Source organism: Sphingomonas benefaciens, assembly GCF_052907485.1.
The window spans coordinates 56,266-82,280 of sequence record NZ_JBREIC010000008.1 but is presented as its reverse complement, the minus strand read 5'-3'; the positions used below and the strand labels follow the sequence as shown (position 1 = coordinate 82,280).

The window sequence follows — 26,015 nt, the reverse complement described above, 5'->3', positions numbered from 1 at the left end:
CACGGGTCGCGCCGTCGCCCTCAGGCCGCCGCGAAGCGCACGGCAGTACGGCGACGCCGATAGCGCATAGCCCCGCCGATCACGCCGAAGCCCAAGATCATCTGCAGCCACACCGCCGGTTCCGGCACGGCCGCGGCCGCGATGAACGAGCGATAGGCGTCAGCCGTGGTGAAGCGGTAGTTGCTGTTGGCAAGGACGTTGAAGCCGACGTCGTAGCCGATCGCGTCATAGGCGGCGAGGTCGAGCGCGGTTACCTCCTGCATTTGACCGAAACCTGACGTCGGGTCGAGAATGCCGAGCTGTGGCACGCCGAATGCGCTGTCCTTCCAATGCGAGGCCTGGCGGCCATCGCCATTGGCGACGCCGGTGGAGAAGCGCGAGTCACCGAACAGTTGGGTCTGTCCGCCGTCGATCGAGAAATAGGGCGTGCCCTGGGTCGACCAGTCGAGCGTGCCCGGTTTGCCATAGCGGAACAGGTCGAGCTGGCTGGCGACAACATAGTTTTCCAATGCACCGGGCGTGGTGGTGGCGGAACCGGGCGCGGTGAACGCATCGTAGCTGTCGACGCCGCTGACGAAGCCGAGCGCATGGCCGATCTCGTGGATCGCGACGCCGATGAAGTCGATCGCGTTGGCGGCGATGCCGTTGGTCGGATCGAAGTCGAAGTTATATTCATTGCTGAACGTGATCGAGCCGTCAGTGGCGGCGTAGTTGACAGCGTCGCCATTGACGTCGGTGGTGATGCCCAGTGCCTTGGCGCTGGCCGAGGTCACCGCCAGCGCGGAATTGTTGACCGAGCCGTCATTGTCGGTGCGGGTTGCGGTATCAACATAGCCCGTGCCCCGCGCGTTGAGCGCGTTGGTGGTCACCGAGACCGCACCGAACCCATCGCCCAATGCGCTGGCGCCCAGCGGCGCCAGATTGGCCACCGCCGATTGGTCAAGCGCACTGGTCGCATCCGCGGCCAAGGCGGCATAGCCCTGGTTCATCGACAACAGAGTATAGTTGCTGCCCGTCGAACCCAGCACGTTCGGCGCCAAAGCGCGAAAACCGATATCGAGGTTGATGACCGCGCTGTCGCGCAGCACCGAGCTCCAATAGAGGGTCGCGATGTTGAACCCGATCCGTGCCTGGGTCCCCTCTCCGGCGCCACCCGTGTCGTTCAACACGAACGTCACGGCCTGGGCCGGCATGCTGACCGCCGTCGCGGATAGGACAACCGCGCTTGCGAAATGGCGCATCTTCTTCATGGATTTCCCCCGATTGCCGGATCGTCGCCACTCGTGTCGCGATCGATTGGTAAGCCATGGTGTCCGGCCAGGGCGCATCGGTCAATCCCGTGTTAACGATAGTTCGAAACTATAAGGGCAAGGCGCCACGCCATCACCGCACCTGTCCAGTTTTGGTACAAATGCTTCGATGGCTCGGAGGGCATGGAGAGGTGATGTCTCCCGGTCGAGGCGGAAGGCAGGTGCGCCAAAACGACTTCTTACTCATCCCGATGGCGATGATCGGCTGTCAGCTTCGAGGTGTTGATGCGCTTCGACTGCACCAACTGCACTCCTAAATCAGAGGCCGAAAGGATTCCGTTGCGTGTCGCAACGACATTAGATCGTTTTGAACTAGGATGTGTCGGAAGTGGATATGTAAGTGGTGTTGACTCACTGATTGTCGTTATTAATGCAAAGTTAATCAGGAGAGGAACCATGTCCATTCGTACCATCATGCTCGGCGCAGCCGCTGTGCTCGCCACCGCTTCGCCCGCCTATGCGGGCACCGTCATCGTCAATTCGGTATCGGGTCTGCCGTCGGCGACGACCTTCGGGACCTTGCCGGGCGAGAACACCGGGGGCGGCACCGCCGCGGTCACCACCACCGTCGCACGGTCGGGCAACGGCTCGCTCGAGATGACCGGGGATCGCACCCGCACCCAGGTCGGCATCCAATATGCGCCGTTCACCACCAACCTCGGCGCGCTCGCCGATGTCACGGGCCTGACCTTCGACTGGCGCATCGCCGGTGATTCCACCAACCCGTATAATGTCGACTATACGCCGGCACTGCGGCTGCTGATCCAGGACGGCGCGACCCGCAAGGAGCTGATCTGGGAAGGTGCGTACAACGGCACCTACGGCAACACCGCCCGCGACACCTGGTACAGCTCGTCGGCCAACGACCTGTTCTACATCACCGGCGGCAGCGTCAACGCCGGCCAAACGATCGCGCAATGGGCCAGCCAGCTGACCGGCGCGACCGTGTCGGGCTTCTCGGTGGGCGTCGGCAGCGGCGCGACCACCGGCTATCACGCCTTCGCCGACAATGTGACGCTGAGCACGACGGGCGGCAGCACCACCTACAATTTCGAGGCGGCCACCGGTGCGGTGCCCGAGCCCGCCACCTGGGCGATGATGATCCTCGGCATGGGGGCGGTCGGCTTCATGCTGCGCTCGGCTAAGCGCCGCTCGCAGACCGGCCTGCGCGCCGCCATCGCCTGACACTGGCCGGCTTTGGCAACGACGCCGTCGTCCCCGCGGGGACGACGGCGTTCGTATGTCTGCGGCCCGGCGTCGCCGGAACGAGCCGCCCTATTTCGGCAGGATCAGCACCAGCGGCACGCGCAGCACGGTGCGCACGTCGGCGGCATCGTCGGTGGCGCCGACCTCAACCGACCAGTTGATGCTGGCGCGGTCGGTCGCGCGATAGGTGATGCCGAACAGCAATCGGGCGAGCTGCAGGTCGCGCGACGTGCTCTCGAAGGACGATGGGTCGTTCGGGCCGGGGGCGAGAAGCGAGGTGCGGGTGCGGGTGCCGAACGCCCAGGTATGGGCATAGCCGAGGTTGATCGAGGTGCGCTCGTTGAGCGAGATGCCGATGCCGGCGCTGAACGACAAGGCATCGCCCGGCTTGACGTAGTTGATCCGCACCGGCGGGATCTGGGTGTCGACGCTCTTGCCGAAATTGCGGGTGTAGCCGATCGTGCCGAACAGCACGGCGGGATCGCTGGGCAGGATGGCGGTGATGCTGGGCGACACGCCCCAGAAGCCCGCCCCCGTCGCCGCCCGCGTCGCTTCGCCCGTCGCCAGCCGCGGCACGGCGAAGGGATCGCTGCCGGTCGGCGCGACGACCTGGAGGTTGCCGACCAGATAGGGCAGGCCGCGCCGCCCGGTCAGGATCTGGTAGCGCGCCGACAATTCGACGTCGCCGATGCCGCTGCCGCGGGCCGAGCTGTCGATCTCGCGCGCGGCATCGTTGTTGGTGCTGCCCTGCACCGGCACCAGCACCGACGTGTCCCAGCGCTGCACCAGCGGCACCCGCACGCCGAGTTCGAGCCGGTCGGTGACGCCGTAGCGCGCCGCCAGCGATTCGGTGATGATGTCCTGGCGGCTTTCGTTGATGTTGAATTCGCCGACCAGCACCGATTCGACGACCTCGATGCCGCGGAACAGCGCGCGATTGCGGTCGGCGCGCGCATAATCGAGCTGCAATTCGCCGGTCAGCTGGCCCTTGCGCGTGACGACGCTGCCCTCGCTGCCCAGCACCGCCACCTCGGGCGGGCGGTCGTGATCGGCGGGACGCGTGCCGACGCTCTCGATCGGCGCCGGCCGCGGTGACGGCGTCGCGGCGACGATCGTCGCCGGATCGCCCGGCGTGCTCGCCGCACTTGCCTGGGCGACCGCCAAGGGTGGCTGGACTGAGGCGGTGCCGACGGGCGCGCCGGCCGCGCCGATCCGCGCTTCGAGCGCGGCGAGGCGCGCCTCCTGCGCCTCGAGCTGCCGGCGCTGCGCCGCGATCTCGGCGCGCGCCGCGTCGAGGTCGCGCTGCAGCGCGGCGGTGGTCGGACGCTGCGCCTGCGTCTGGCCGTGCGCCACCGCCGGCGACAGGATGGTCGAGGCGATCAGCGCTGCCCGCCACACCGCCGTCATCGTGCGTCCCTCGGCATCGTCATTGCCCCCTCCCTGTTTGGCTATCGTACTAGACCACGGGCGACGTCCGCCGCCAGCACATCCATCTTCAGGGCGGCCGATCCCATCGTCAGCGCGGTCGCATCGTGCAGGGTGACGCCGATGGTGGTGACCGTGTCGATCGTCCGGTCGTTGCCGGCGTTGAGGACGGCGGTCGCCACCGACTGGCCGACCAGATGCGCGATGCCGATCTGGTCGCCCGCCAGCGTCACCTGCGATCCGTTGGCGAGGCTGGTGAGCGTGACCAGGCCGTCGGGCGTCTGCACTGCCGGGCCGCCGGCGACGATCGCCAGCGGCACCAGCCCCGGCTGGCTGTCCGCCGCGCCGACCGTCCCGGTGCGCACCGTGCTGACCGTCGGCACGGTGATCTGCGCGCCGGTCCGGCGGTCGAACAGCACCGACACGCCTGCGGCGAGCGCTCCCGCCCCCGCGGCTGTCCCCATGCCTGTCCCCGTGCCCGCCTCGCCGCCCGCCCCCGATTGGCCGGATGCGGCGGCCGAGACGGTATGGCCGTCGCGCCCGAACACCTGGAGGTTGGAGGTCTGGTCGATGGTCAGCACGGTGCGCAGCACCGGCGTGCCGTTGACCAATGTGTCGCTGGTCACCGACAGCGCCAGCGAGCCTCCGCCGGGCAGCATGAACTTGCCGGTGAGCGTGGCGAGCTCGCTGTCCGGCAAGGGCGCGCCAAAGTCCTGCGCGTCGACCGGCTGCTCCCCCGACACGGCGAACAGTCCCATTATGGCACAGGTGATGAGGAGCGCGCGCATGGTCAGAAGTCCCGGTAGAAGGGGGCGCTGAGCGTCAGGGCCTGCTGGCTGAGCGGATCGAGGAACGGGTCATGGACCGGCGCCTGCGCCAGCGGCTGCCATTGGCGGACGCCGTTGAAATTCTGCTCGCCGACCTGGGTCGCGGAATTGAGCACGAAATAGACGCCGTTCCACATCGCCTGGAAATTGGCGCGCGGGATCGCATGCAGGCCGAGGCTGGGGTCGCCGAGCAGCACCGAGCTGGCGGTGATCCCCTTGACCACGACGAAGTGGCGATAGCCCTTGTAGGTGATCAGCGCGATGCCGGGCAGCCGCCGCGCCGCGATCGCATCCAGCGTCACCTTGTAGCCGTCCGCCTGCAGCCGGTTGTCGGCAAGATAGCGTTTCATGTCGAGCAGCGAGAAGCCGACGCGGCGGATGCTCGCCTGGTCGCCCTGGCGCCACATGCCGGTGAAGACGTCGGTTTCGCTGCGCGGCAGGCCGTAGTGATAGCGCAGCAGCGTCGCCAGCGCCGCGGAGCCGCAGCTGAAATCATATTGCTGGCGGACCACGGTGGCGAACTTGCGCGCCAGCATCGAGGCGACGGGGACCTGATAATCGGCGATCGGGCCCGAGGCGCCGGCGAAACGGGGATCGCTGGGCGCGATCTGGGCGGCGCAGCCGGCGGTGCCGAGCGCCAGGGCAAGGACGATCGGAACCGCCGCTCGCGTCATTGCGGGCCGAGGTTGATGACGACGTTCATCGCCGAATTGATCGCGACATTGTTGCCGCTGTTGGCGCTGATCACCGCCAGACCGGAGAGGTTGGAAAAGGCCTGGCCGTCGATGGTCACCGATCCGGTCACCGAATTGCCGGTCACCGAATTGTTGGCGACGGTGTTGCGCTGGTCGGCCGCGGCGATCTGGGTGCCGCGATCCTCGCGACCGGCGATCGCGCCGAGATCGCGCTCGGTCAGGACATGGTCGTCGGTGAAGGCGGCGGGATCGGCCGGGGTCGCGGCGGCCGCCTGGGCGACCGAGGTCGGGGCCATTTGACCCTGGGCCGTCTGACCCTGGGCCGTGGCCGGGGCGGCAGCGATCAGCCCGCCGGTCAGCGAAAGGGCGCAGATGATGCGGCGCATGACGATCCTCCCTGTACGCAAGAAAAGAGGGGGCGGCCGGACTGACCCGGCCGCCCCGAACGTGCCGATCAACGGGTGATGTTACCCGTGGTGACGGCGACGCTGACGTTGGCGTTCTGCGATGCGCCGGCGCCGGTGTTGACGTTGAGCGCCTGCATGCCAGCATAGTTCTGGAATGCGGTGTCGCCCGTCGTCAGGCTGTTGTCGGTCGTGCTCGATTGAGCCGCCGAGCCGGCGAAGCTGACCTTCACGCCGCTGACGTAGTTGGACAGCGCCGAGGTCGCGACCACCGCGCCGTTGCCGAACGTGCTGCTCGGCGACACCGTCGCGTCACCGGCGGTTTCCGTCGAGGTCGTCGTATAGGCGAGCGACGAATTGTCGGTGTTGTAGGTCTGGTTGTTGTTGTTCGTCGTGTTGTTGCTGTTGTTTGTCGACGAATTGGTGCGGTAGGTCTGGTTGTTGTTCGCGACGCTCGTCGTGTTGCCGCTGTTGTTGGTCGACGAGTTGGTGCGATAGGTCTGGTTGTTGTTGTTGGTGGTGGTGTTCGACGCGACATTGTTGCTGTCGGTCGTGTTGCCGCCGTTGTTGCTGCTGTTGGTCGAGCTGTTGCGGTTCTGGCTGTCGGCGATCGACGTGTTGCCGCTGTTGTTGGTCGACGCGTTGGTGTTGGTGTTGCCGCTGTCGGCGGTCGACGTATTGCCGCCGTTGTAGCTGCCGTTGGTCGAACGGTTGGACGCGTCGGTCGTCGTGATGTCGCCGACGGTGCTCGACCGGTCGGTGTTGCTGGTCGACGCGGTGCTGTACGACGTGTTGCTGGTGTTGCTGGTGTTGTTGGCGGTCGACGTGTTGCCGCCATTGTAGCTGCCGTTCACCGAACGGTCGGTGTTGGTCGTCGTGTTGGTGGCGGTATTGCCGCTGTCCGCGGTCGACGTGTTGCCACCGTTGTAGCTGCCGTTCACCGAGCGGTCCGTGCTGGTGTTGGTGCTGGTGTTGCTCGAATTGGCGGTGTTGCCGCTGTTGTTGGTCGAGCTGTTCGACGCCAGCGAGACGTCGCCGACCGTCGACGAGCGATCGGTGTTGGTCGTCGTGTTGGTCGCGGTGTTGCCGCCATTGTAGCTGCCGTTCACCGAGCGATCGGTGTTGGTGTTGGTGGCGATATTGCCGCCGTTGTAGCTGCCATTGGCCGAGCGATCGGTGTTCGTCGTCGTGTTGGTGGCCGTGTTGCCGCCGTTGTAGCTGCCATTGGCCGACCGGTCGGTGTTGGTGTTGGTGTTGGTCGAGGTCGCGGTGTTGCCGCTGTTGTTGGTCGAGCTGTTCGACGCCAGCGACACGTCGCCGACCGTCGACGAGCGATCGGTGTTGGTCGAGGTGTTGGTGGTGCTGGTCGAGGCGGTGTTGCCGCCGTTGTAGCTGCCGTTGGCCGACTGGTCGGTGTTGGTGGTCGGGTTATAGCTGCCGTTGGTCGAGCTGTTGGCCGCATCCGTGCGCGTCGTGTTGCCGGAATCGGAGATGTTGCCCGTGGCGATGCTGTCGTTGCGCGCCGCGGATTGGCCGGCGGCCGTCGAGCTGTCCTGCGCCGAAGCGGCAGAGGCGGTCGCGGCGAGCAGTGCGGCGACCGAGGTGCTGACGATCAGACTGGTTTTCATGCTCGTTGTCCTTCCCAAGTAGCGAAAGGAGCGCTGTCCCCCCTGTTGGTGAGGATCACCGCCCGTCCCAGCGGAACGGACGTTAACTAATTGTTCATCTTTGCCTCATTCTCCCTTCATTCGAGAGTTAAGGCATTCTCATCTAGGGAAAATCATTACCCCCAAATGGGGAGGATGCGTCGTTTCAGGCCGCGTCGAAGGCGATATCGCCGCTGACCGCACGCTGGTAGCGCAGCATCAGCTGCAGCAGATCGCTCTGGCGGTGCGTGTCGGTCTTGGCGAACACCTGCTTCAGATAGGTGCGCGCGGTATCCGGCTTGATCCGCATCTGCGACGCCGCTTCGATCAGCGTCAGGCCGCGATTGAGGCAGGCGACGAGCTGGGTTTCGACCGGCGACAGGCCGTGCAGGTGGCAGATCGGTTCCAGTCCCCGCGCGACGCTGCTTTCCGGGCGCATGATCCGGATGATGGCAGCGGCCTGACCCGGCACGTCGCGTTCCGGATTGTCGTTGCAGGCGTGGGGATCGTCCGAACCCGCGCGGCCGGGCGGTGCGATGACCGCGATCAGCGGCCGCCCCTTGCCCGATCGTTCGAGCAGCAGCATCACGCCGCGCACCGCGCGCATCTCCTGATGGCGCGGCGGTGCGATCACCGCATCCAGCGCCGCCTGGAAACGGACCGCGTCCTGGTAGCGGGTCGGGCGCAGCTGGTTGCGGCGCAGCTCGATGCCATCGCCTTCGTCGAGAACAATGCGCGCGGCGGGATTGGCGAACAGCACATTCTCGTCGCTGTCGACGACGATGATCCCGCATTCGCTCTGGCGCAGCACCGCGGCGAGCGCATCGTGACGGCGTTCTATCGCGGTGAGACCGGTCGCCATGTCACGGACGGCGCTGGCGGCCAGGGCGAAGCCGGGTGCCAGCGTCAGCACCTGCTGGGTGACGCCCTGTTCGTCGAGATGGTCGCAGGCGAACAGCAGCAGCAGATGCCCCCCTGCCCCGGGCATGTCGACGGCCAAGCCGCAATAATCGGGCACGCGGTCGTCGCGGATCCAGCTATAGCCGCGCCGTGCCGGCAGCCGCTCGCCATCGGCCAGGATGTCGAGCGCCTCGCGCGCGGCCTGGTGGCGGGCGATCCGGCCGATCGGGATGTGACGGCCGTCCCCCTCGCGCGCGACGATGCAGCCGGCGAGCGCACCGATGGCGCGACACAGGCCCTCGACGACCCGGTCGGGCGGCGTCAGCGGAACGGGGGAAGCGGCGGGGCCATCCTCGGCGGGGGCGAGGGCAAGTAGTTCAGCGAGATCCAGTTCCAGATCCAGCATTGATGTCCCTCCTGTCAGGCGCTCCCCCCAAAGCGCCTTGCCGCGGTTGACCCGCAGCCATTGTCGCGTCCCGCCTTCGATCGGCGAGATTCGTGTGCTGAACAATAAATTAGGTAAGGCAGATAGGAAGCGTTTTCTGACCTGATCGACAGCAAGTGTCTCGGCAACGTTTCGTTACAACAATGAATCTATGTCCATTTTCGCCGATACCAATCCATCAAAAGCTGACAACCTCAGGTAGTATTGCGAATAGCGGGTGGTTCGAAAGCGTGAGCTGAGTGTGATGTGCTGCGATATGGACGAAGAATTTAGGATAACCCAGCCGTCCCAAAATGGGATAGAAAATGATGCCTGTGGGTTGCTCCTGCCGGTCTTGGACCAGTCAGCGCCCCACCCCTTCACTGACCGCAGCAGGCCAGCTTCAAAGTGTGCGCGCTCGCCATGTCGCGGTGGGACGGCAAAGTAGATCATGCACCCGCGACGGCGCTGCTCCTGCGCGGGGACAGGTACAATTGGCATACGGCGAGCAAAGGACTTCTGCTTGGCTGATGCGAGGGGCCCGCATAAGGGGTGTTGGGGCTGACGAGGAAAAGCAGGGGTCATGAGCCGCAAAACCGAAGCTGACGTGCTGCACCCTGTGCGCAGACCCACCGGAACGGGAACATCGGGTAAGTCACGGAGACATGTTTTGCTCGATACCGTTGAGCGGAACGAGAAGAGGCTCGTTGGCTGCTTGCTCGTCGGCGCGGTTCTGATCAGAGCACTTTGGTGTCAGTTTCGGTCAACGTCGGGCGCGGCTGGCGAAGCAGCTCGGGTTGCTGCAGCGATTGGAGACGGTCGTGGTTTTGCTGACGCCTATCGGATTGGACAGGGTGCGACGGCGCATCTGACGCCTGTCAGTCCGGGTATCGCGGGCCTAGTTTATCGGCTGTTCGGCAATCCCTCGTCCCTGTCTGAAGTGCTGCTATTCTGTTGGGCGATCGGCCTGATAATAGCGACATTCTACTTGCTGTATCAGACGTTCACCCGGCTCGGTGTCTCCGTCTGGGGGCGTCTGGCTGCGTTGGCATTCTGCTGTTTTGCCCCGACGTATTTCGGGCAAGAGGCAGTCGACTTTCGTGTTTGGGACGGTGGAATTTCCATCTTTCTTTCCGCCTGGATGCTCAAGGTAATGGTCGAAGCAGAATGCGATGGCGGCATCAGCGTTCGGTCCGCATCGCTGCTTACCCTGGTCGGAGCACTGCTGTTCTTTACCAACTCACCGGTCGGCGTCGCCTATCTAGCCTGTGCGGCAGTCCTGTTTCTGCGGCGTCTACCGCTTCGACTCTGGCCCGTGCCGATGATGGTCGGTGCGATCACCCTTGCCTTGCTGGTTACGCCATGGGCGATGCGGAATCAGCACATGCTCGGACAACCGGTGTTGCTGCGCAGCAATGCCGGCCTTGAACTGGCGATCGGTCTATACCCTGGGCAACTCCATGCATCGGACCGTGGGGCGGAGTTCATGGCGCGTCTGAATGACATCCATCCCGCGCTTGGCCCCGCGCCGTATCACAAGATGCAGGCCGCTGGGGGCGAGGTCGCCTATGCCCGCGCCCTTGGGGCTCAGACCATGGCTTGGGCACGTAACCACCCCATCGAAGTGGCCAAACTGATGGCGCTGCACGTTCGGCAAACCATCGCGCCCCAGCCGTGGCAATTTGCGGCGTTCGGCTCCGGAGGATTCACTATCGGGCGGGCGTTCCTTACTCAGGTGGCCGGTATTGCCGGAATGCTGGGGCTGATCCTAGCCTTGGTACGACGACGCCGGGGATGGTGGCTTCCCACCCTTGCCCTCACGCTGCTGCTGGTGCTGGCGGCACCGTTTCAGCCGGTCAAGCGCTATACGTACCTTGTTTATCCGCTCTTTGTCTTCGCGGCTGGTAGCCTGATCGACGTTCGGCAGTGCCCCGGTCCGAGAAAGAAGATGGCGCGTGAAGTGCCCGCCTGACGATGCCGAATATTTTGGCAGTCGTAGCGACTGAGATAATACTTTCTCGTATTGTCTTGGCGTCGGGCCTGCTTGTCGGGCATTTGCGTCTTGTCAACCGATGTGGCCAAACTAGTGAGTAGGAACGGACGAATGGCCCGAGCAGCTGCTGTTTGCGGCGAGCCACAAACGGGGATCGACGGACGATGCGAGTGCCGCTTACGATCAGCAAAGGTGTCATAAACATCGCATCATCAGGCTTTGCCTTGGACCGAATTTATTTGGCGCTTTGCGCACCGATCCTGCTGACCTTGATTTATATCTTGCCGCCGTTCCAAGCCCCCGATGAAGCCGCTCACTTCTACCGGGCCGTACAAATATCTCATGGCGAGATATCGCCGGTGCTTGCTTACAATACGTACCGTCAAGGCGCGGGCGGCGCCGTTGATCAATCGGCTTACGAGCTTGTTGACCGGCGCTGCGGAATTCCAAATTGGACGTGCAAAAACCGGACGCGGCCGGGCTTCGCCGATCTGCTCCGACGCCCACCGCAACGCCGGAACGGCGATCCGCAGCATGTCGTGGCATTCAGCAATACAGTCGTATATTTACCGCTGGCGCATGTTGTGCCGGCTGCGGCGATAGCCGTCGCGCGATGGTCCGGCTTCTCGGCCCTTGGTTGGCTGTATGCAGGTCGTTTGGCCAATATGATTTTCGCGACAGGCGTGTCGTGGCTGGCTCTGCGCCTCCTGCGCTTCCAGCGTGCGGCCCTCCTGGTGTTCGCGGTGGCGACGTTGCCGATGGTCATTTCGGTTGTCCCCACGCTCACAGCGGATTCAGGCGTGATCAGCTGCAGTTTTCTCCTTGTCGCGCTGTGCGTGCGTCTACTCAATCACTCTACGCGCGACAGATGGTTCTGGCCGATGATGCTTTTCACGGTGCTATACGCCTCTGCGGCTAAACTCGCCTACCTGCCGCTTGCCTTTCTGCCGGTCGCGTGTGCGCTGATGGTCAAGGCACCTCGCCGGATCCTGATCGGAGCCGCCGCTGTCGCCCTGTCGACGGTTGCGGTGTTGCTCGCGTGGTCGGGTGTTATCCGTGAGTTCATTTTTCCCATATCGATGGATCTTCGGGTGGACCCGCCATCACAAGTGGCGTTCATACAGCATAACCCGATTACGTTTGTGGAGGTAATTGTCCAATCTATAATCAGCCGGGCACGTGAAATTCCGATGCGGATAGCCGGGTCGCTCTTGTGTGCACAAGATGTTATGCCACCAAAAAGTCTATTGCTGTTTGCTCTTCTTGTCGCCGCGTCCGCGATGGTATACTCTGGTTCCAGATATCCTAATATGGTGCTTAGGATAATTGCTCTGATAATTATTTCTGCGGGGGGTGCGGCGACATTCGTGTTCCTGTATATACAGAACAGCGCTGCAGGAGGCGCTGAAGTTGAAGGATATCAGGGGCGATACCTAATCCCATTGTTGCCGGTTCTTGCATTTGTGGTTCCACCGATCTCGTGGCCTCAAGGAATGACCGAAATACGCATGCGTCAGATCGTGGGTCTCGGGGGCAGCGTGTCGGTGCTAGCTATTGCCGCGTTCCTGACGTTGCGGGTCTGGTAGCTGGACGCTCTTGCAAGCATGATGGCGTCTGGTTGCGCGCAATAAGGCTTTATGCTCGGATCGGCTGGCCGCAGGCGGGCTGGCCTGTTTGCGCCAGATAACATTGTGCTCGCCATCATCCACGCCGACGGCATGCCTTGGGGCACGGTGGCGGCTCGGCGAGTACGGTTACGATGTTGGTTGTTTTGCGCATATCTGCGGCCAAAGAAATCCAGCCATGTTTCCTGGATCGGCGGGTGCGCAGCGAGCCGGTCAGATACGACAGACGGTCATATTTGCAATCGTTGATCGGTCAGGAAATTGGCAGCGAGCTGATATCCGTTGCGATCGCCGCCACGGCTTTCTCCGCAACCGTGCTCGCGACTAGTGTCGCCCTACGGCTTTACGCAATGCGTCCTGACCTTAGCGCTGCCGCATACAGATACCACGTCAAAATCTTCGTACAGCGGAAACAAAAAAGCCGCCGCCCCTGCGGGCGACGGCTTTCCTGAAAGTCGCGAAAGATCAGGCGAAGCGGACCGTCGTGCTGACCTTCGACTTGCGGCTGCTGCGCATCGCAAAGCCGATGGCGCCCATGCCGAGGATCATCATCGCCCAGGTGGCGGGTTCGGGAACCGCGGCCGCCGAGAAGTTCAGCGTGCCCGAATAGGACGCGTTGACGTTGCTGGCACCGCTGCCCTCCAGACGCAGGACGTACTGACCAGCGGTAACCGCCAGATTCTGCAGACGATAGATCTCGTCGGTGCCCGCGATCAGCGGAACGATGACATTGCCACCAACCGGCGGATTGAGGCGCACCAGGCTGAAGTCGATGTCGCCTGCGCTGCCGACGTTGCCTGTGAACAGCGTCGTCAGGGAGAGGGAGAACAGCCCGGTGCCGAGGTCGAACGTGTAACGATCGACGAACGACGAGTTGGTCACGCTGGCGTTGCCGAACGTGCCTGCCGCCATGCTCGCCGTGCCATCGAAGTCGATGGTGCACGCATTGCCGCTGTCGCACCGCGCGACCGTGGAAGCCGCAGACGCATTCTGTGCGGCCGTAAGCGTGGCGATCGCCGCGCCAACCATGAGAAGCTTTTTCATAAGAGACCCTTTTCCCGTGTGCACCAGATGGTCAAACCAAGACCCTTGCCACCAGTCCCCCTGTGGGCGCGCCGGCATCCTGCCTTGATTAACGCTCTATTAACATCGTTTTAGCCAGTTTGAGAAGTCGGCATGCTGTGAAAAAGTCCAAAAATAAGTTAGTCAGTCTCATTTTGGCACGGATGCAATTTGGTTCCGCGGACCGCCGATATTTCGAATTTTTCGAGATTGTGCTGATCACCTGGGGCGGGCGGTCTTTCCAAGGAAGGGCCGAAATGCCGGTATTCGATTGCCTCCCGGCTGTCCCGTCACCCTCAGGTTTCGTTGATTATCAGCGACTTATCCGCAAATATAGGCGATCTTCCGCCGGCTCACCGGTCTGGCTTCGCGGTTCATCGACGATCCGATAGCATCTGATCGCAAGCACCTGCGCCGTTCCCCCGAGGCTGCTCCCGCATGGGTGACAGTAAAACCAAAAGTCGATGGGTCACAGTATCGGGTGGTGGGATGCGCAGCTGTTAAGGGGTGTGTTGTTCGTTCGATACGCCCGAGTCGGTTCCATAAACGCTTGCTGCGACGGATCGTCAGATCGTCCAACAGCGACGTGGAAAGCGCCGCGATCCACCAAGGTGAGCGGGCGGTCTAAGCGGGCATGCGTTCGGCGTGATGCTTGACGAGCGCTATACTCTCCGCTGCCCCTCTTGGGCGAAGTGGATTATCGTAGCAGGTTTTAGGCGCCTGACGGGCCTAGCCCTCATTGCGTACTTACGCGGCCGTGCCATCGCGGCATGCCCATCACCGCCCGCCCCTTCCACCAGCCGCGGCACGGCCGGTTCCGGAATGTCCGCGCTCGCCACGTTGCGGTGGGGCGGCAGGGCCGACCATGCAAGCGCGACGCCGCTGTTACCATTGTCCTCGACATAGACCAGCAGATCGCGTTGCAGGACGGGCGCAAATCCCGCTGGCACGATCCGATCGCGTGGATCAGCCTAACATGGCCTTGCCAAGAAGCCCAACCGCTTTTCTCAGTATTACTCCGAATCAGATCATCATCTTATCGAAAAAGTTTAGCGGCTTTGGATCTAAGTCATCTCAGTCCAAGTGTAATTTGGCTTTCCTTATTGATTCTGGCCGACTAATCCTGCTGCAATATCGGGGGGATGAGATCATGAAGACGTATGCGATGGTGTCCGCAATCGCGATGGCTATTGCACTTGGTGGATGTGGCGGCGGGGGCGGTGGGGGCATCGCGTCTACCCCGCCCCCGATTCCAGCACCGACGCCAACACCCACACCGACGAACACGACGATAACCGACTTGCATGCCAGCCAGAGCTTCGTGAATGACGCGGCAAGGACGGATGTGGCGTTCAATACGGTATCCAAGGCGACAATCTCGGGGCGGGCGGCCACTACACCGCTGACCGTCAGCTATGATGCGTTGAGCAACAGTTATACAGTTGCTGGTGGCGGGGTTACCGATACATTCACGCCAGCCGACAAGCAGACTAGCGGCAATCCGGGCGAGGTGAAGTATGCCCGTCGTAGCGGCGCGGACGCCAGTTATTTGACGCTGGTCACGACACCCTATTTGGGAAACACGCCCAACCGCTACGTCGGTATGGGCTACGCTCAGCGCAATACCTTGTCGACCGACCGTCAAGATACGGCCTTCACGACCTTCACCTATGGGCTTGATACACCAGCGGGCGGTGTTCCCAGGACGGGCGGGGGAACCTTTGCTACCGATGTGTTCGGCCTTGCCTCTGTTCCAGGATCAGAACCGGACGTGTTTCAGGGAAGAGGACGGTTCGACGTCGATTTCGTCAACGGCCTATTCTCAACCACGACCTCGGTCACACGTACGGGCCTTGTTTCGGGCAAAAGCGAAGTGGGAGGTGGGATCGATCTGACCGGCGGAGGACGTCTTGCTTCGAGCAACGGCGGGTTTTCCGGCGACGTCGTCTACAGCGCGGGCGGGCGCCAGATCGGAGGCCAATTGGTTGGGCGGTTCTATGGCCCCAATGCCGAGGAGATTGGCGCCAGCTTCGCCGGATCGGCCAGTGATGGCAGCGCCTTCAACGGCTCGCTTACCGGGCAGCGCGACACCACGCTTCCTGCGGTCAGTACCTCGTTTGCGCGCTTGGTGACCTCCCAGCTCTTCTACGCGGATGCGACCACGTTGACGGTCAGCACCCCGCGTACCGGTGGCACGCCGACCGTATCGGATTATCCGGGGCAATTGGGGACCGCTGTGTCGCGCAGCCAGTTCACCGACAAGACGAGTGGCAATGTCAGCTTCAGCCCGCCCACGTCAGGCATGGCCGGCGGAGACTATACCGTCACGTCGATCGTCGCCGGGGACCCCAATTTCACCAGCTATGCCCGGACCATCGCAGGACAGTCGACGCAGCTGCAATTGTACAAGACGGGCAGCGACAATCGCGAACTGGCGCTCACCTATGCCAGCTTCGGGAGATATTCGACGTCGACCAACGCCAGCGTGTCCTTCTATGCGGAAGCGAACCGGGTCTTCTTCGTCTACGGCTTCAATACTCCGAGTGGCCTGTTTGCCAATCGTACCGGCACTGCCAGCTATGCCGGCGTCGCCTATGGCGCCGGGGCCGATGCAAAGGGGACGTTCTACGACGTGACCGGCACGGCTAAGATGTCCGTCGACTTCGGAGCCCAGTCCCTGTCCGGTAATTTGGTCCTGACGGGTAGTAATAGCGCGACAACGATCGATTACGGTGCGTTCGGCTTTACCGGTAAGCTGAATAGTTACGGGTCATCCAGCAGTACCGACATCAGGGGCGACGCCGGGACGGCAATTGGCTCGATGCTCGTCAATTTTTATGGCCCATCTGCCAACGAAGCGGCGGGAGTGTTTCGTCTTCGCGTGCCTGATGGGGTCGCGTCGGGAACGCTCATCAACGGGGCAATGGTCACCAAAGCGCAGTGACACTACGAACTTGGTCAGTGGCATGGCTGCTGGCGGCGACTGTCTGTCCTGTTGGCGCGGCATCAGCTCAAACAGACGCCGGACCGGCACATCTAGGCGCTGTCGATGTCTTCGATCTGGCGGGGCGTGCGGCCGCGGAAGGACGCGATGCCGACGCGCTGAAGCTGTATGATGCTTTGTCGCATGATCCCGACGTCGAGGTGCGCAGTGAGGCTTTGTTTCGCAAAGGACAATTGCTCGCGGCTCAAGAGCGCTGGCGCGAGGCTGCGCTAGCCTATCGCCTGTTGCTTGATGCAAAGCCAGGGGCGGCGCGTGTCCGGCTGGAACTGGCGATGGTGCTGGCGCGGCTTGGCGACGAGATTGGCGCGCGTCGCCAGCTTCGGCTGGCACAAGCCGCGGGACTGCCCCCCGATGTTGCAGAACAAGTATCCCAATTTTCGCGCGCCCTGCGTAGCCCCAAGCGTCTCGGCGGCTCTGTCGAACTGACGCTCGCGCCCGATACCAACGTCAATCGTGGCACGCAGGCGCGCACGCTAGACACCGTGATCGCACCATTGCTGCTCGACCGCGATGCGCGCGAAACATCGGGCATCGGGCTGCGACTGCGCGCATCGGGATTTGCCAAGCAGCCCGTAACGGATCGTATTTCGCTGATTGCGCGGGCAACGGGGTCGGCCGACCTCTATCGCAGCGGCAGCACGAACGATATTCTTGCCACCGCGCTGCTCGGCATCGAATGGCGTGGCCCTCGCGATCAAATGGGCGTGACCTACGGGATCGGCAAACGCTGGTATGGGGGAAGGGCTTTTGCCGACACCTATCCGCTGACTGGCGAATGGCTTCACCAAATCGGCCGAACAACGCAGCTTACCGCAAATGTAAGCCGTAGCGCGATCCGTTACGACCGCAACCGGTTGCAGGACGGGACGCTGTATGACGTTAGTTTGAGCGCCGAACATGCATTATCGGCTCAATCGGGAATTGCCATCGGTGGGGGCGTAACCCGACAGACGGCGCTCGACCCCAGCTATGCCTCCTGGTCTGTCGGCCCGCTCGTTTATGGCTGGCGGGAATGGGGACGCACCACCGTGTTTGCCTCGGCCACAGGACGGCGACTTATCGGTGACGAACGTAACCTTCTGTTCACGGACAAGCGGCAGGAATGGTTTTTATCGTCCCGTGTCGGCCTGATTGCGCGGCAATGGTCGGTTCATGGTCTGTCGCCGACCGTCCGTGTCGGTTTCGAGAGAAACTTCTCGACCGTCTCGATCTACGACTATCAGCGGACCTTCGCGGAATTGGGTTTATCACGTACCTTTTGAAAAACATTCGCGGTGATCATTCCTCTGGGATTGGCGGAGGAATAGCAAATCGGGGAGGATCTGCCGCCGATTGGCTGCGATAACCGGAGCCGAGGCTGGTCTCCCGAACAGAATCGCTCGATCATTACCGCATGCTTTTGGCGGCTTCACTGCGTGCACCGTGGCGACGTGCTACCCTAGCACAAGAGATTGAGCACGATCTATCGCCCGCTTAGCATGCGGAGCGAAGTCGAAGTTTGAGGCATCGTGGCGGCGGCCCCGGCCAAACGGATAGCCGACGCCTAGCAAAGTGAAACGTTGGGGCTGAAATTTTTGGCTGTTCAAACCGCAAGATGAGATCAACCGCTACCCAACGCTTCACGAATAGCGACACCGAATCAACACATCGGACTATCTAAGGATGGAGCAGGCCATTGTGGTTCGTTATGAACAAATCGCTAGCTTAGGGGTGGGCATAGCTGTCGTGTGGATCGGTTAGTGGTGGTTATCAAATAAAATCTGTGGTTGGCTCCATTTTTTCCCGGACGTAAAGGCTAATTTCAAAAGGAAGTCGAGGCGCACGTGCCGGGGCTGAAAGTGATCACCGCCCCGCCCCCTCCACCAGCCGCAGCACGGTCGGTTCCGGAATGTCCGCGCTCGCCACGTCGCGGTGGGGCGGCAGGGTTGGCCAGGCGAGCGCCACGCCGCTGGCGCCATTGTCCTCGACGGTGTTGAGCATCATCCCCGCCGGCACCGCGATGCTGCTCCCCGCCAGCGCCTGCGCCAGCGAGCGGCCGGGCGTCTCGCTGATCCGGCGCAGCGTCGCGGCGTCGAGCAGGAAGTCGATCGGCTTGCCATCGCGGATCACCGACACGCGCACCCGGTCCTTGCCGACCGGCATTGCGCCGCTGACGAACAGGCGGCTGTCGAGCGAGCCACCGCCGCGGAAATCCCAGCGGAAGCCGCTCCAGTCGCTGATCTGGGCGATATGCCAGCGGGTGCCCTCGCGCCGGGCGACGTAGATCTGCGTGTTCCCGGCGGAATCGAACTTGTGATAGGTGATCATCGCGCGGCCGGCGGGGTCGAAGCCGACGACGGTGTTGTTGTTGATCATCCCGCCCTCGACCGGCACGGGATCGACGATCTCGCCGCTCTTCAGCGTGATCGGCAGCGTCAGCGGCGTGCCGTCCGCCTTCTGCCAATGCACCAGGTCGCGGCTTTTGGCGTAGGACAGATCGTGGTTGGTCTCCGCCATCGGCGTCTCGCGCCACACCCATGCGATGTGGAAATAGCCGTCGGGGCCGAGCACCGGCCCGACGAAATAGGCGTTGCGCTGGCCCTGGCCGTCGGTCAGCGGCGTCGACAGCAGGTGCGACCATGTTTGCGTCGCGGGATCGTAGACGTTGTAGATCTCGTTGCCGTTGCCGCTGCCGCCGTCGCGGTATTTGTAGACCAGCCGCCCCGCCGCATCGTGCAGGAAGATCGGATAGGTCATGCTGCGTTCCAGCTTGGCGTCGACCATCACCGGTTCGTGCACGAAGCTGCGCACGTCGCCGGCGATGCGGGTGCGGTAATAGACCAGCGGATCGCGGTGCATGTTGGCGGCGACGTGCAGCTGGCCGGCCGCATCGACCGCCATGGCGATGTAATTGTGGCTGTCCCAGCCGACCCAGCAGTCGAGCTTGTGGTAGATCCAATAGCTGCCGTGACGGTCGCGCGAGGCGACGGTGAGCTGGCGGTTGGCGTCGTAATAAGCGACGAAGATCTTCGCCTCGGTCACCGCAAGCGCGAAGCGCGCGCTATGCCCCGCCCAGACGCGGTCGATCGCCGACAGCTGCACCGCCGGCGCGCTCGCCGGGGGCGGAACGGCGGCCTGCTGCGCGGGCGCCCCCCCCGCCAGCAGCAATGCGGCCGCCAGTCCCATCCCCTTGCGCATGACGATCGATCCTTTCGTGGCCCGCGGGCCGGTTAGAACGTGCCGTGGAACGCCAGCGTGAAGGTGCGGCCGTCGTAATCCGCCTGGCGCGGGATGGCGGGGGTCACCTGATACTGGATCCGCTTGGCGTCGAGCAGGTTGAACGCGTCGAGCGACAGCGAATAGCGTTCGGAGAATTTCAGCGACACCGAGGAGTCGAGCTGGCCGCGCGGCGCGACGAAGCTTGCCCCGCCGGTGAAGGTGTTGCCGCCGGTCAGCGTATATTGGTCGCGCCAGGTGTAGATGACGCGCAGGCCGAACACCGGGCTCTCGTAATAGCCGATCACGTTGACGTTGTTCTTCGACACGCCGGGCAGCGCCGCCTTGCTGCCGTCGGCATTGGTGCCCGAGACGTTGGTGTAGGAATAGTTCACCTGGCCGCCGAGGTTGCGGAGGATGCCGGGCAGGAAGTCGAAATTCTGCTGCGCGGTCACTTCCAGGCCGGTGACGGTGATCGGATTGGGCTGGTTGAAATTGCCGCTGGCGGTGACGATCGCCGGCTGGCCGTTAACCAGTTGGTTGCTGTAGCAGGTGGTGCCGATCGTGGTCAGCTGGCCCAGGCCGAATTGCGTCGCATCCGCCGGGCACAGCCGCGACAATCGCGTCTCCGGCGAGATCAGGTTGCGGATCACCTTGCGATAGCCGGCGATCGCGAACAGGCCGCCGGGGCGGTTGTACCATTCGAGCGACAGATCCTCGCTGTCCGCCGAATAGGGCTTCAGGTCGTAGCCGCCGTACTGGATCGCATAGCCGGTCGAATTGGTACTGACCGTCGTCGCCGGGGTCAGGTTGCGCGGCTGCGGCCGGACGAACGCCTTGTAGTAAGCGCCGCGCAGGACGAGCTTGTCGGTGAGGTCGGCCGACAGATAGGCGGACGGCAGCCAGTTGCCGTACTTCTGGCGGAACTGCTGCGGCACGTAGACGATGCTGTTGTTGGCGCCGACCTGGCGCGACAGCGCGTTGATCAATTGGTCGGTATGTTCGTAGCGCACCCCGGCATAGCCGCTGAACGCGATGCCGGCGATGGTGAAGGCGAGGTTGGCCTGGCCGTAGCCCGCCGCGATAGTGTTGCGGACCGAGAAATTGTAGAGCGAGTAGGAGGCGTTGGTCGGATCGTTGATCCACCCCGTCGGGGTCACGACGTCGCCGGGCTGCACCGTCACCGGCTGCAGGCGCGCGACGAGCTGGTCGAAGCTGAGCTGCGGCCAGTTGGCGAGATAGCCCGGCACGCTGCCGCCGAAGAAGGAATTGGCGTAAGGATTGTCGCTCAGCACGCCGCTATTGAGGTTCTGCGCCTGCACGCCCTTGGCGCTGGTCCGATAGCCCTGCGACGTATAGGTCGCGCGCTCGTAGCGGCCGCCGATCAGGATCGATTTCAGCACCGATCCTATGTCGCGCTCGACCTCGCCCTGCGCCGCGCGGACGCGGTTGAGGCCATAGCCCGAACTGCCCGCGACGATCAGCTGGTCGCCGTTGGCGGCGATCTGCGTCGGCTGGTTGCTCGCGCTCCAGGTGTAGGGACCGGCGGGCACGATCAGCGCCGGATTGCGGTTGAGCGTCAGCTGATAGTCGTCGATCGACGCGCCGCCCGAATTGAAGCTGCCGTTGACGCCGTTGCCGCCGGCGCGCGGCAGGTTGCGGATGTCGATCTGCGTCTGGACGGCGTTGTTCTTGCCTTCCGAACTGGTCAGCGCCGCCATCGCCCGCCAGCCGTCGTTCTTCCATTCGACATTGGCGATGCCGTCCCACATCTGCTCGAGCAACGGCTCGGAGCGGATGGAATCGTTGAGCTGCGCATTGGCGTAATTGACGCCCTGGACATAGGCGTTGCCGTCCGCCTGGACGACCGGCGATGTCGTCGGCGTGATCTGCGCGATGTTCGACCGCATGTCGACTTCGATCAGATTGGTCAGGTTGTTCTTGAGGTTGCGGCGGGTGAAGAAGCCGGTGACGCCGACCCGCAATGTGTCGGTCGGCTTCCATTCGGCGCCGGCCGCGGCGGTGAACAGATCGCCCTCGTTGAACTTGACCGCCTGGCGCTGGTCGGAGGCGAAGAGCACGCCGGTCGTGCCCTTGGTGCCGGTGCCGCCCGCGGCGCAGACCTTGCCCGACGGGCAGCTGCCGTTGGCGTTGAGCGGCGAATAATAATCGAGATATTGCGCGAAGCCCGGCGCATTGGCGGCGGACAGCGGGCTGTAGGCGTTGAAGAAGATGGAATCGCGGCGGAAGCGTTCCTTCTTGTAGGCGACAACGCCGAACACCGCGAGCGTGTCGGTGATGTGCGCATTATAGCCCGCGGTCAGCGCCGGGCTGGTATACTTGCCGAGCGTGTCATATTCGTCGGCGATCTTGATGAAGCCGCCCTGCTTGCGACCGAGCGCCGGCGCGATCTGCAGGTCGATGATGCCCGACAGGCCGCCCGCCTGGTCGCCCGCGCCGATCGTCTTCTTGACCGAGATGGCGGAGAAGACGTCGGCGTTGAACGCGCCCAAGGGCGTCGAGCTGTCGAGGATCGGATCGGCGAAGGTCTGGCCGTTGATCGTGTAGCGCGCATAGGTGCCGGGCAGGCCGCGCAGGTTGATCGTCGCGTCGCGCGATCCCGCCTCGCGGTTGATCTGCACGCCGGGTACGCGCTGCAGCGCCTCGCCGACGTTGAGGTCGGGGAAGCGGCCGAGACCGTCGGCGGAGATGCTGTCGGAGATGCCCTGGTCGTCGCGCTTCATGCGCAGCGCGTCGATGTAGGATTTGCGGAAGCCGGTGATGACGATGTCGCTGCCGTCGGCCTGCGCGCCATCGCTCTGCGCGGCATCGGTTTGCGGCGCTTCGGCCGGCGCCGCGCTGGTCGCGGCCGCGCTGGCGGTCTGCGTCTGCGCATAAGCGGCGGGTGACAGCACCGCCCCCATCGCTACCCCTGCCAGCATCACGGCACAGGCCTTGGCCTTCATCGTCCCCTCCCCTTGTCCATGCGACCGATCGCACCGCGCCGGTCCTTCCGCAAAATTTGTATCACAAATTTTGCGGAAGGCAACGGGAGTCTCGATAGATGGAAATCACCTCCATATTCAGGGAGGATATGCTGTCGCTTCGCGGCACCGCATTGCTGCGTGAAGTTCGAGAAGTATGACGAACCCGCCGAGGCCGGCTCAGTACGTGACGTAATAATCCTTGCGGAAATCCTGGCCGGCATAAGCGCGGCGCATCGTCCAGGGCTGCGGCGCGGCGGTCCAATAGGGATCGTCGGCGGGCAGGCCGAGCGCGAGCAGCCCTTCCGAGGCGATATACATGCTGCCGGCGTTGGAATAGATGTCGCCCAGCGTCGGCTGGGCGCGCGCAAAGCCGATGGTCAGGAAGCCGTCGGCGTTGAAATTGCTCGGATCGGCGAAGATCCGCCGTTGCGTCGCGCTGGTCACCGCGCGCACCTGACCGACCGGCAGCGTGTCGGGCAATCGCTTGTGCCACGCCAGGAAGCCGAGCGGCTGGTGCACCGCGGTGCGATAGGTCAGCGAGCGGCCGATCGCGGCATAGGCGCCGTCGGGGCCGACCATCCGCTCCAGATGCTCGGCATAGCGCTGCATCCGCTTGAGCGCGCGGGCATGTTCCTCGGCGGGTTTGAGGCTGTTGAAGTCGGGCTTGCCCGCCGCCAGCACGGCGAGGATCTGCACCAGCATGGGATGGATGACGTAGCTGTTGTAATAATCATAGTGGAAGTCGGCGCCGTCGCCGTACCAGCCGTCGCCGACATACCATTCCAGGAACTTGCGGATGGCGAGGTCGACGCGCATCGGGTCCCATTGCTCGCCGATCGCGAACAGGAACGCCTCGTTCATCGCGGCGAACAGGATCCAGTTCTGATAGGGCGGCGAGACGTGGCGCAGGCCCTTGATCTCGGTGACGATGCGCGCCTTGGTCGCGGCGTCGAGCGGCTTCCACAAGGCCTCGGGCGCGCGCAGCAGCGCACTGGTGAAATAGGCGGAATCGACCAGCGCCTGGCCGGGGCCGCGCCACAGCAGATAATCCGGGCTCTTCGGATCGACGGCATGGACGTAGCTCTGCACCGCCTGCTCGCGCAGCCGGGCGCGCAGCCGTCCCTCCGCACTTGTGTCGTCGGGCAGCGCCAGCCACGGTGCGAGGCCGTCGACCAGCCGGCCGAACGCCTCGAGATAGGCGACGCGGCGATCGCGGCCGTCCCAGGTCGGGCTGAGCTCCGGCCGCCATTCCGCCTGCAGCCGGCCGCGCGCCATGCGGCCGAGCACCGGCTCGGCCATGCGGCGCAGCAGGTCGAGCGCATAGGCGCGGTCGGCCGCGCCGTCGGGCAAGGCACCCTGCCCCCGCCTCTGCCCTTCTGCCGCCGCTGCGGCGGGCGCGGCCGTGGCGAGCAACCCGGCTCCGCTGGCGAGGCCGGCGAGCAGGTCGCGGCGGTCGAGACCGCCGCTCATCGCCCCGCCCCCGGCACAGTGAAGTCGAGCTTGGCGTCGCGCGCATAGGCGTCCCATTGCGCGCGGGCACGGAAGCCCCCCTCGCCCTTGTCCCAGGCGGAGCCCGAATAATAGACAAACGGCTTGCCCGGCGTGACGCGCAGCAGGACGAGGTGGTTCTCGGCATCGTCGCGGATGTCGGCGATCATCGCCGGGTCGACGCGTACCGCGATTCCCATCCGGCCGTGTTCGCCGTCCTCGGGCCCCCACCAGCTGATCAGCCCGCGCGCGCGGTCGACGGTCAGTTCGCCCTTGCCGCCGCTGCCCATCGTCTGGCGGCCGATGCCGATACCGACGATCAGCGGGTCGGGCCGGTCGGAGGACAGGGTCGAGACGAGCCGCGTGAACGGCGTGCCGAGCGGCAGGGTGAAGCGCCGCGTCTCCCACACCTTGCGCGTCACGCCGACCGGCCAGGGATCGTAATCGACGGTGAAGTCGGCGCTGTCCCCGCCGCTCTTCAGGATGCGCCAGCGCACGTAATTGCGCGACGTCCACAATTTATTGTCCTGCCAGATGCCGAGGCCCCCCGCCCCGCGCGCGGTGCCGACATTGTAGAAGTCGAGGCCTTCGCCGTGATAGGCATGCTGGTCGCCGGTGCGCAGCTGGCGGTCGGCGAACGGCCAGACGACGTTCTTGCCCCAGCTGTCGATCCCCGATCCCGACGGCGGTTCCGCTGCCTCCAGCGGCTGGCCGTAGATGCGGTGCGCGGTGCGGTCGTTTTCCCAGAGCAGATCGCCGTAGCGATAGTCGGCGCGCAGCGCGACGGCGCGCGGGGTACGATCGGTCGGCGCGGGCAAGGGCGTGCCGAGCGGCGGCATCCGCGGCGCGTCGCTCTGTGCCAGCACGGGCGCGGCGAGCAGGGCGAGCAGCAGGCCGAGGCTGACGGACCGCGTAGAAGATGGTGGCACGCTTGATCTCCCCTATTTATAGGACAACCTATCCGGGTCTGCCGGGTCTGCCAAGCTTTGCGCGTCGACGACCGGACGCTTCGGGCAGCGGGAAGGAAGTCACGATGACGAAGACCATGTCGATGGCCGATACGCTCCACGCCAAGCTGGAGGCGCGCATCCGTTCGGGCGAGCTGCCGCCCGGCACGCGGCTGCCGACGCAGAAGGTGATCGCCGAGGACGAGAAGGTCAGCCGCACCGTGGTGCGCGAGGCGATGGCGCGGCTGGAGGCGCAGGGGATCACGGTCGCGCGCCAGGGTTCGGGCGTGTTCGTCTCCGACGACGCGCGCTACCAGGCGTTCCAGATCACTCGGCAGGAGATGCGCGAGCTCGCCGACGTCATCCGCCTGCTCGAGGTGCGTCTGGCAGTGGAGGCGGAGATGGCGGCCTTCGCCGCGGCGCGGCGGACCTTGCCCGATATCGCCGCCTTGCGCGCCGCCCTGCGCGAGATGGCGGAGGTCGCCGACGATCCCGAGGCATCGGCCGCCGCGGACGTGCGCTTCCACATGGCGATCGCGCGCGCCTCGCAGAACGACATGTACGTGCGGCTGGTCGACTTCCTCGGCGTGCGGCTGGTGCCGCCGCGCAGCCTCTATCTGCGCGACATGCCGGCCAAAGCGCAGCAGGCCTATGTCGAGAAGGTCCGCGCCGAGCATGAGGCGATCGTCGAGGCGATCGTGCGGATGAACCCCGCCGGTGCGCGCGAGGCGGCGCGCCACCATATGCAGGAGAGCCTCAGCCGCCATACCGAGCTCAGCGAGACGATCGGCCAGGCGGAACCGTTGTCGGACAATTGACACTCCATTAAATTCATATGATAACTCACCCAAGGCCGTGGGAGAGCGGCCAAGGGGAG

18 protein-coding genes are annotated in these 26,015 nt (G+C 64.1%); 6 read left to right on the top strand and 12 right to left on the bottom strand.

Annotated elements, in window-relative coordinates:
• Nucleotides 1–20: 20 nt before the first annotated feature.
• Nucleotides 21–1,250 (bottom strand): NF038122 family metalloprotease, encoded by a 1,230-nt coding sequence (locus ACU5AX_RS19280; RefSeq protein WP_446692178.1) that lies wholly within the window; start codon nt 1,248–1,250, stop codon nt 21–23.
• 456 nt (nt 1,251–1,706) lie between these two features.
• Here ACU5AX_RS19280 and ACU5AX_RS19275 point away from each other — a divergent pair, with 456 nt between their 5' ends.
• Complete coding sequence (locus tag ACU5AX_RS19275) at nt 1,707–2,495, top strand: PEPxxWA-CTERM sorting domain-containing protein (RefSeq protein WP_446692177.1); 789 nt, start codon at nt 1,707–1,709, stop codon at nt 2,493–2,495.
• A 90-nt stretch (nt 2,496–2,585) separates the two neighbouring features.
• Here the strand turns inward: ACU5AX_RS19275 and ACU5AX_RS19270 are convergent, their stop codons facing one another.
• The 6 genes from ACU5AX_RS19270 to ACU5AX_RS19245 all read right to left on the bottom strand — a co-directional run bounded on the left by ACU5AX_RS19270 (nt 2,586) and on the right by ACU5AX_RS19245 (nt 8,819).
• The gene (locus ACU5AX_RS19270; protein WP_446692176.1) at nt 2,586–3,923 is read right to left on the bottom strand and encodes a transporter; all 1,338 of its coding nucleotides are present in this window, start codon (nt 3,921–3,923) and stop codon (nt 2,586–2,588) included.
• 41 nt (nt 3,924–3,964) lie between these two features.
• Nucleotides 3,965–4,729 (bottom strand): hypothetical protein, encoded by a 765-nt coding sequence (locus tag ACU5AX_RS19265; RefSeq protein WP_446692175.1) that lies wholly within the window; start codon nt 4,727–4,729, stop codon nt 3,965–3,967.
• Between the two features lie 2 nt (nt 4,730–4,731).
• Complete coding sequence (locus ACU5AX_RS19260) at nt 4,732–5,442, bottom strand: C39 family peptidase (protein ID WP_198355511.1); 711 nt, start codon at nt 5,440–5,442, stop codon at nt 4,732–4,734.
• Nucleotides 5,439–5,849 (bottom strand): hypothetical protein, encoded by a 411-nt coding sequence (locus tag ACU5AX_RS19255; protein WP_446692174.1) that lies wholly within the window; start codon nt 5,847–5,849, stop codon nt 5,439–5,441. Before ACU5AX_RS19255 ends, ACU5AX_RS19260 begins: the two co-directional genes overlap by 4 nt.
• A gap of 68 nt (nt 5,850–5,917) precedes the next feature.
• Complete coding sequence (locus ACU5AX_RS19250; protein WP_446692173.1) at nt 5,918–7,495, bottom strand: hypothetical protein; 1,578 nt, start codon at nt 7,493–7,495, stop codon at nt 5,918–5,920.
• Between the two features lie 184 nt (nt 7,496–7,679).
• Nucleotides 7,680–8,819 carry a helix-turn-helix transcriptional regulator gene (locus ACU5AX_RS19245; RefSeq protein WP_446692172.1) on the bottom strand — a complete coding sequence of 380 codons (1,140 nt, stop codon included), beginning with the start codon at nt 8,817–8,819 and terminating at the stop codon, nt 7,680–7,682.
• 688 nt (nt 8,820–9,507) lie between these two features.
• On the opposite strand from ACU5AX_RS19245, the gene ACU5AX_RS19240 reads away from it, so the two are divergent.
• Both ACU5AX_RS19240 and ACU5AX_RS19235 read left to right on the top strand, forming a co-directional pair.
• The gene (locus tag ACU5AX_RS19240) at nt 9,508–10,809 is read left to right on the top strand and encodes a hypothetical protein (protein WP_446692171.1); all 1,302 of its coding nucleotides are present in this window, start codon (nt 9,508–9,510) and stop codon (nt 10,807–10,809) included.
• Between the two features lie 185 nt (nt 10,810–10,994).
• Nucleotides 10,995–12,416: a DUF2142 domain-containing protein gene (locus ACU5AX_RS19235; RefSeq protein ID WP_446692170.1), complete on the top strand. Its 1,422-nt coding sequence runs from the start codon at nt 10,995–10,997 to the stop codon at nt 12,414–12,416.
• A 504-nt stretch (nt 12,417–12,920) separates the two neighbouring features.
• Here the strand turns inward: ACU5AX_RS19235 and ACU5AX_RS19230 are convergent.
• Entirely contained in the window at nt 12,921–13,484 is a 564-nt protein-coding gene (locus ACU5AX_RS19230; protein ID WP_446692169.1) for an FxDxF family PEP-CTERM protein, read from the bottom strand.
• 1,009 nt (nt 13,485–14,493) lie between these two features.
• Here ACU5AX_RS19230 and ACU5AX_RS19225 point away from each other — a divergent pair.
• Together ACU5AX_RS19225 and ACU5AX_RS19220 are read left to right on the top strand one after the other, a co-directional pair.
• Nucleotides 14,494–16,461 carry a transferrin-binding protein-like solute binding protein gene (locus ACU5AX_RS19225; protein WP_446692168.1) on the top strand — a complete coding sequence of 656 codons (1,968 nt, stop codon included), beginning with the start codon at nt 14,494–14,496 and terminating at the stop codon, nt 16,459–16,461.
• A gap of 17 nt (nt 16,462–16,478) precedes the next feature.
• Complete coding sequence (locus tag ACU5AX_RS19220; RefSeq protein ID WP_446692167.1) at nt 16,479–17,783, top strand: surface lipoprotein assembly modifier; 1,305 nt, start codon at nt 16,479–16,481, stop codon at nt 17,781–17,783.
• Between the two features lie 580 nt (nt 17,784–18,363).
• On the opposite strand, the gene ACU5AX_RS19215 is transcribed toward ACU5AX_RS19220, so the two are convergent.
• From ACU5AX_RS19215 to ACU5AX_RS19200, 4 genes are all read right to left on the bottom strand, one after another.
• On the bottom strand, nt 18,364–19,698 hold the full coding sequence (locus ACU5AX_RS19215; protein WP_446692166.1) for a BNR repeat-containing protein: 1,335 nt from the start codon (nt 19,696–19,698) through the stop codon (nt 18,364–18,366).
• 32 nt (nt 19,699–19,730) lie between these two features.
• Nucleotides 19,731–22,682, bottom strand: a complete 2,952-nt coding sequence (locus ACU5AX_RS19210) for a TonB-dependent receptor (RefSeq protein ID WP_446692165.1) — start codon at nt 22,680–22,682, stop codon at nt 19,731–19,733.
• Between the two features lie 198 nt (nt 22,683–22,880).
• The gene (locus tag ACU5AX_RS19205) at nt 22,881–24,173 is read right to left on the bottom strand and encodes a DUF2264 domain-containing protein (RefSeq protein WP_446692164.1); all 1,293 of its coding nucleotides are present in this window, start codon (nt 24,171–24,173) and stop codon (nt 22,881–22,883) included.
• Nucleotides 24,170–25,120: a DUF4861 family protein gene (locus ACU5AX_RS19200; RefSeq protein WP_446692163.1), complete on the bottom strand. Its 951-nt coding sequence runs from the start codon at nt 25,118–25,120 to the stop codon at nt 24,170–24,172. The genes ACU5AX_RS19205 and ACU5AX_RS19200 overlap by 4 nt, the downstream gene beginning before the upstream one ends.
• 104 nt (nt 25,121–25,224) lie before the next feature.
• On the opposite strand from ACU5AX_RS19200, the gene ACU5AX_RS19195 reads away from it, so the two are divergent.
• A complete protein-coding gene (locus tag ACU5AX_RS19195; protein WP_446692162.1) occupies nt 25,225–25,956 on the top strand; it encodes a FadR/GntR family transcriptional regulator in 732 nt (243 codons plus the stop codon).
• Nucleotides 25,957–26,015: the final 59 nt, after the last annotated feature.

Bases quoted from the DNA above. Each gene is read 5' to 3' on its own strand.
- ACU5AX_RS19245 (WP_446692172.1), bottom strand. From the start codon at position 8,819: ATGCTGGATCTGGAACTGGATCTCGCTGAACTACTTGCCCTCGCCCCC.
- ACU5AX_RS19195 (WP_446692162.1), top strand. From the start codon at position 25,225: ATGACGAAGACCATGTCGATGGCCGATACGCTCCACGCCAAGCTGGAG.
- ACU5AX_RS19280 (WP_446692178.1), bottom strand. From the start codon at position 1,250: ATGAAGAAGATGCGCCATTTCGCAAGCGCGGTTGTCCTATCCGCGACG.
- ACU5AX_RS19210 (WP_446692165.1), bottom strand. From the start codon at position 22,682: ATGAAGGCCAAGGCCTGTGCCGTGATGCTGGCAGGGGTAGCGATGGGG.
- ACU5AX_RS19205 (WP_446692164.1), bottom strand. From the start codon at position 24,173: ATGAGCGGCGGTCTCGACCGCCGCGACCTGCTCGCCGGCCTCGCCAGC.
- ACU5AX_RS19225 (WP_446692168.1), top strand. From the start codon at position 14,494: ATGGCCTTGCCAAGAAGCCCAACCGCTTTTCTCAGTATTACTCCGAAT.
- ACU5AX_RS19235 (WP_446692170.1), top strand. From the start codon at position 10,995: ATGCGAGTGCCGCTTACGATCAGCAAAGGTGTCATAAACATCGCATCA.
- ACU5AX_RS19260 (WP_198355511.1), bottom strand. From the start codon at position 5,442: ATGACGCGAGCGGCGGTTCCGATCGTCCTTGCCCTGGCGCTCGGCACC.
- ACU5AX_RS19265 (WP_446692175.1), bottom strand. From the start codon at position 4,729: ATGCGCGCGCTCCTCATCACCTGTGCCATAATGGGACTGTTCGCCGTG.
- ACU5AX_RS19230 (WP_446692169.1), bottom strand. From the start codon at position 13,484: ATGGTTGGCGCGGCGATCGCCACGCTTACGGCCGCACAGAATGCGTCT.
- ACU5AX_RS19255 (WP_446692174.1), bottom strand. From the start codon at position 5,849: ATGCGCCGCATCATCTGCGCCCTTTCGCTGACCGGCGGGCTGATCGCT.
- ACU5AX_RS19250 (WP_446692173.1), bottom strand. From the start codon at position 7,495: ATGAAAACCAGTCTGATCGTCAGCACCTCGGTCGCCGCACTGCTCGCC.
- ACU5AX_RS19275 (WP_446692177.1), top strand. From the start codon at position 1,707: ATGTCCATTCGTACCATCATGCTCGGCGCAGCCGCTGTGCTCGCCACC.
- ACU5AX_RS19215 (WP_446692166.1), bottom strand. From the start codon at position 19,698: ATGCGCAAGGGGATGGGACTGGCGGCCGCATTGCTGCTGGCGGGGGGG.
- ACU5AX_RS19270 (WP_446692176.1), bottom strand. From the start codon at position 3,923: ATGACGGCGGTGTGGCGGGCAGCGCTGATCGCCTCGACCATCCTGTCG.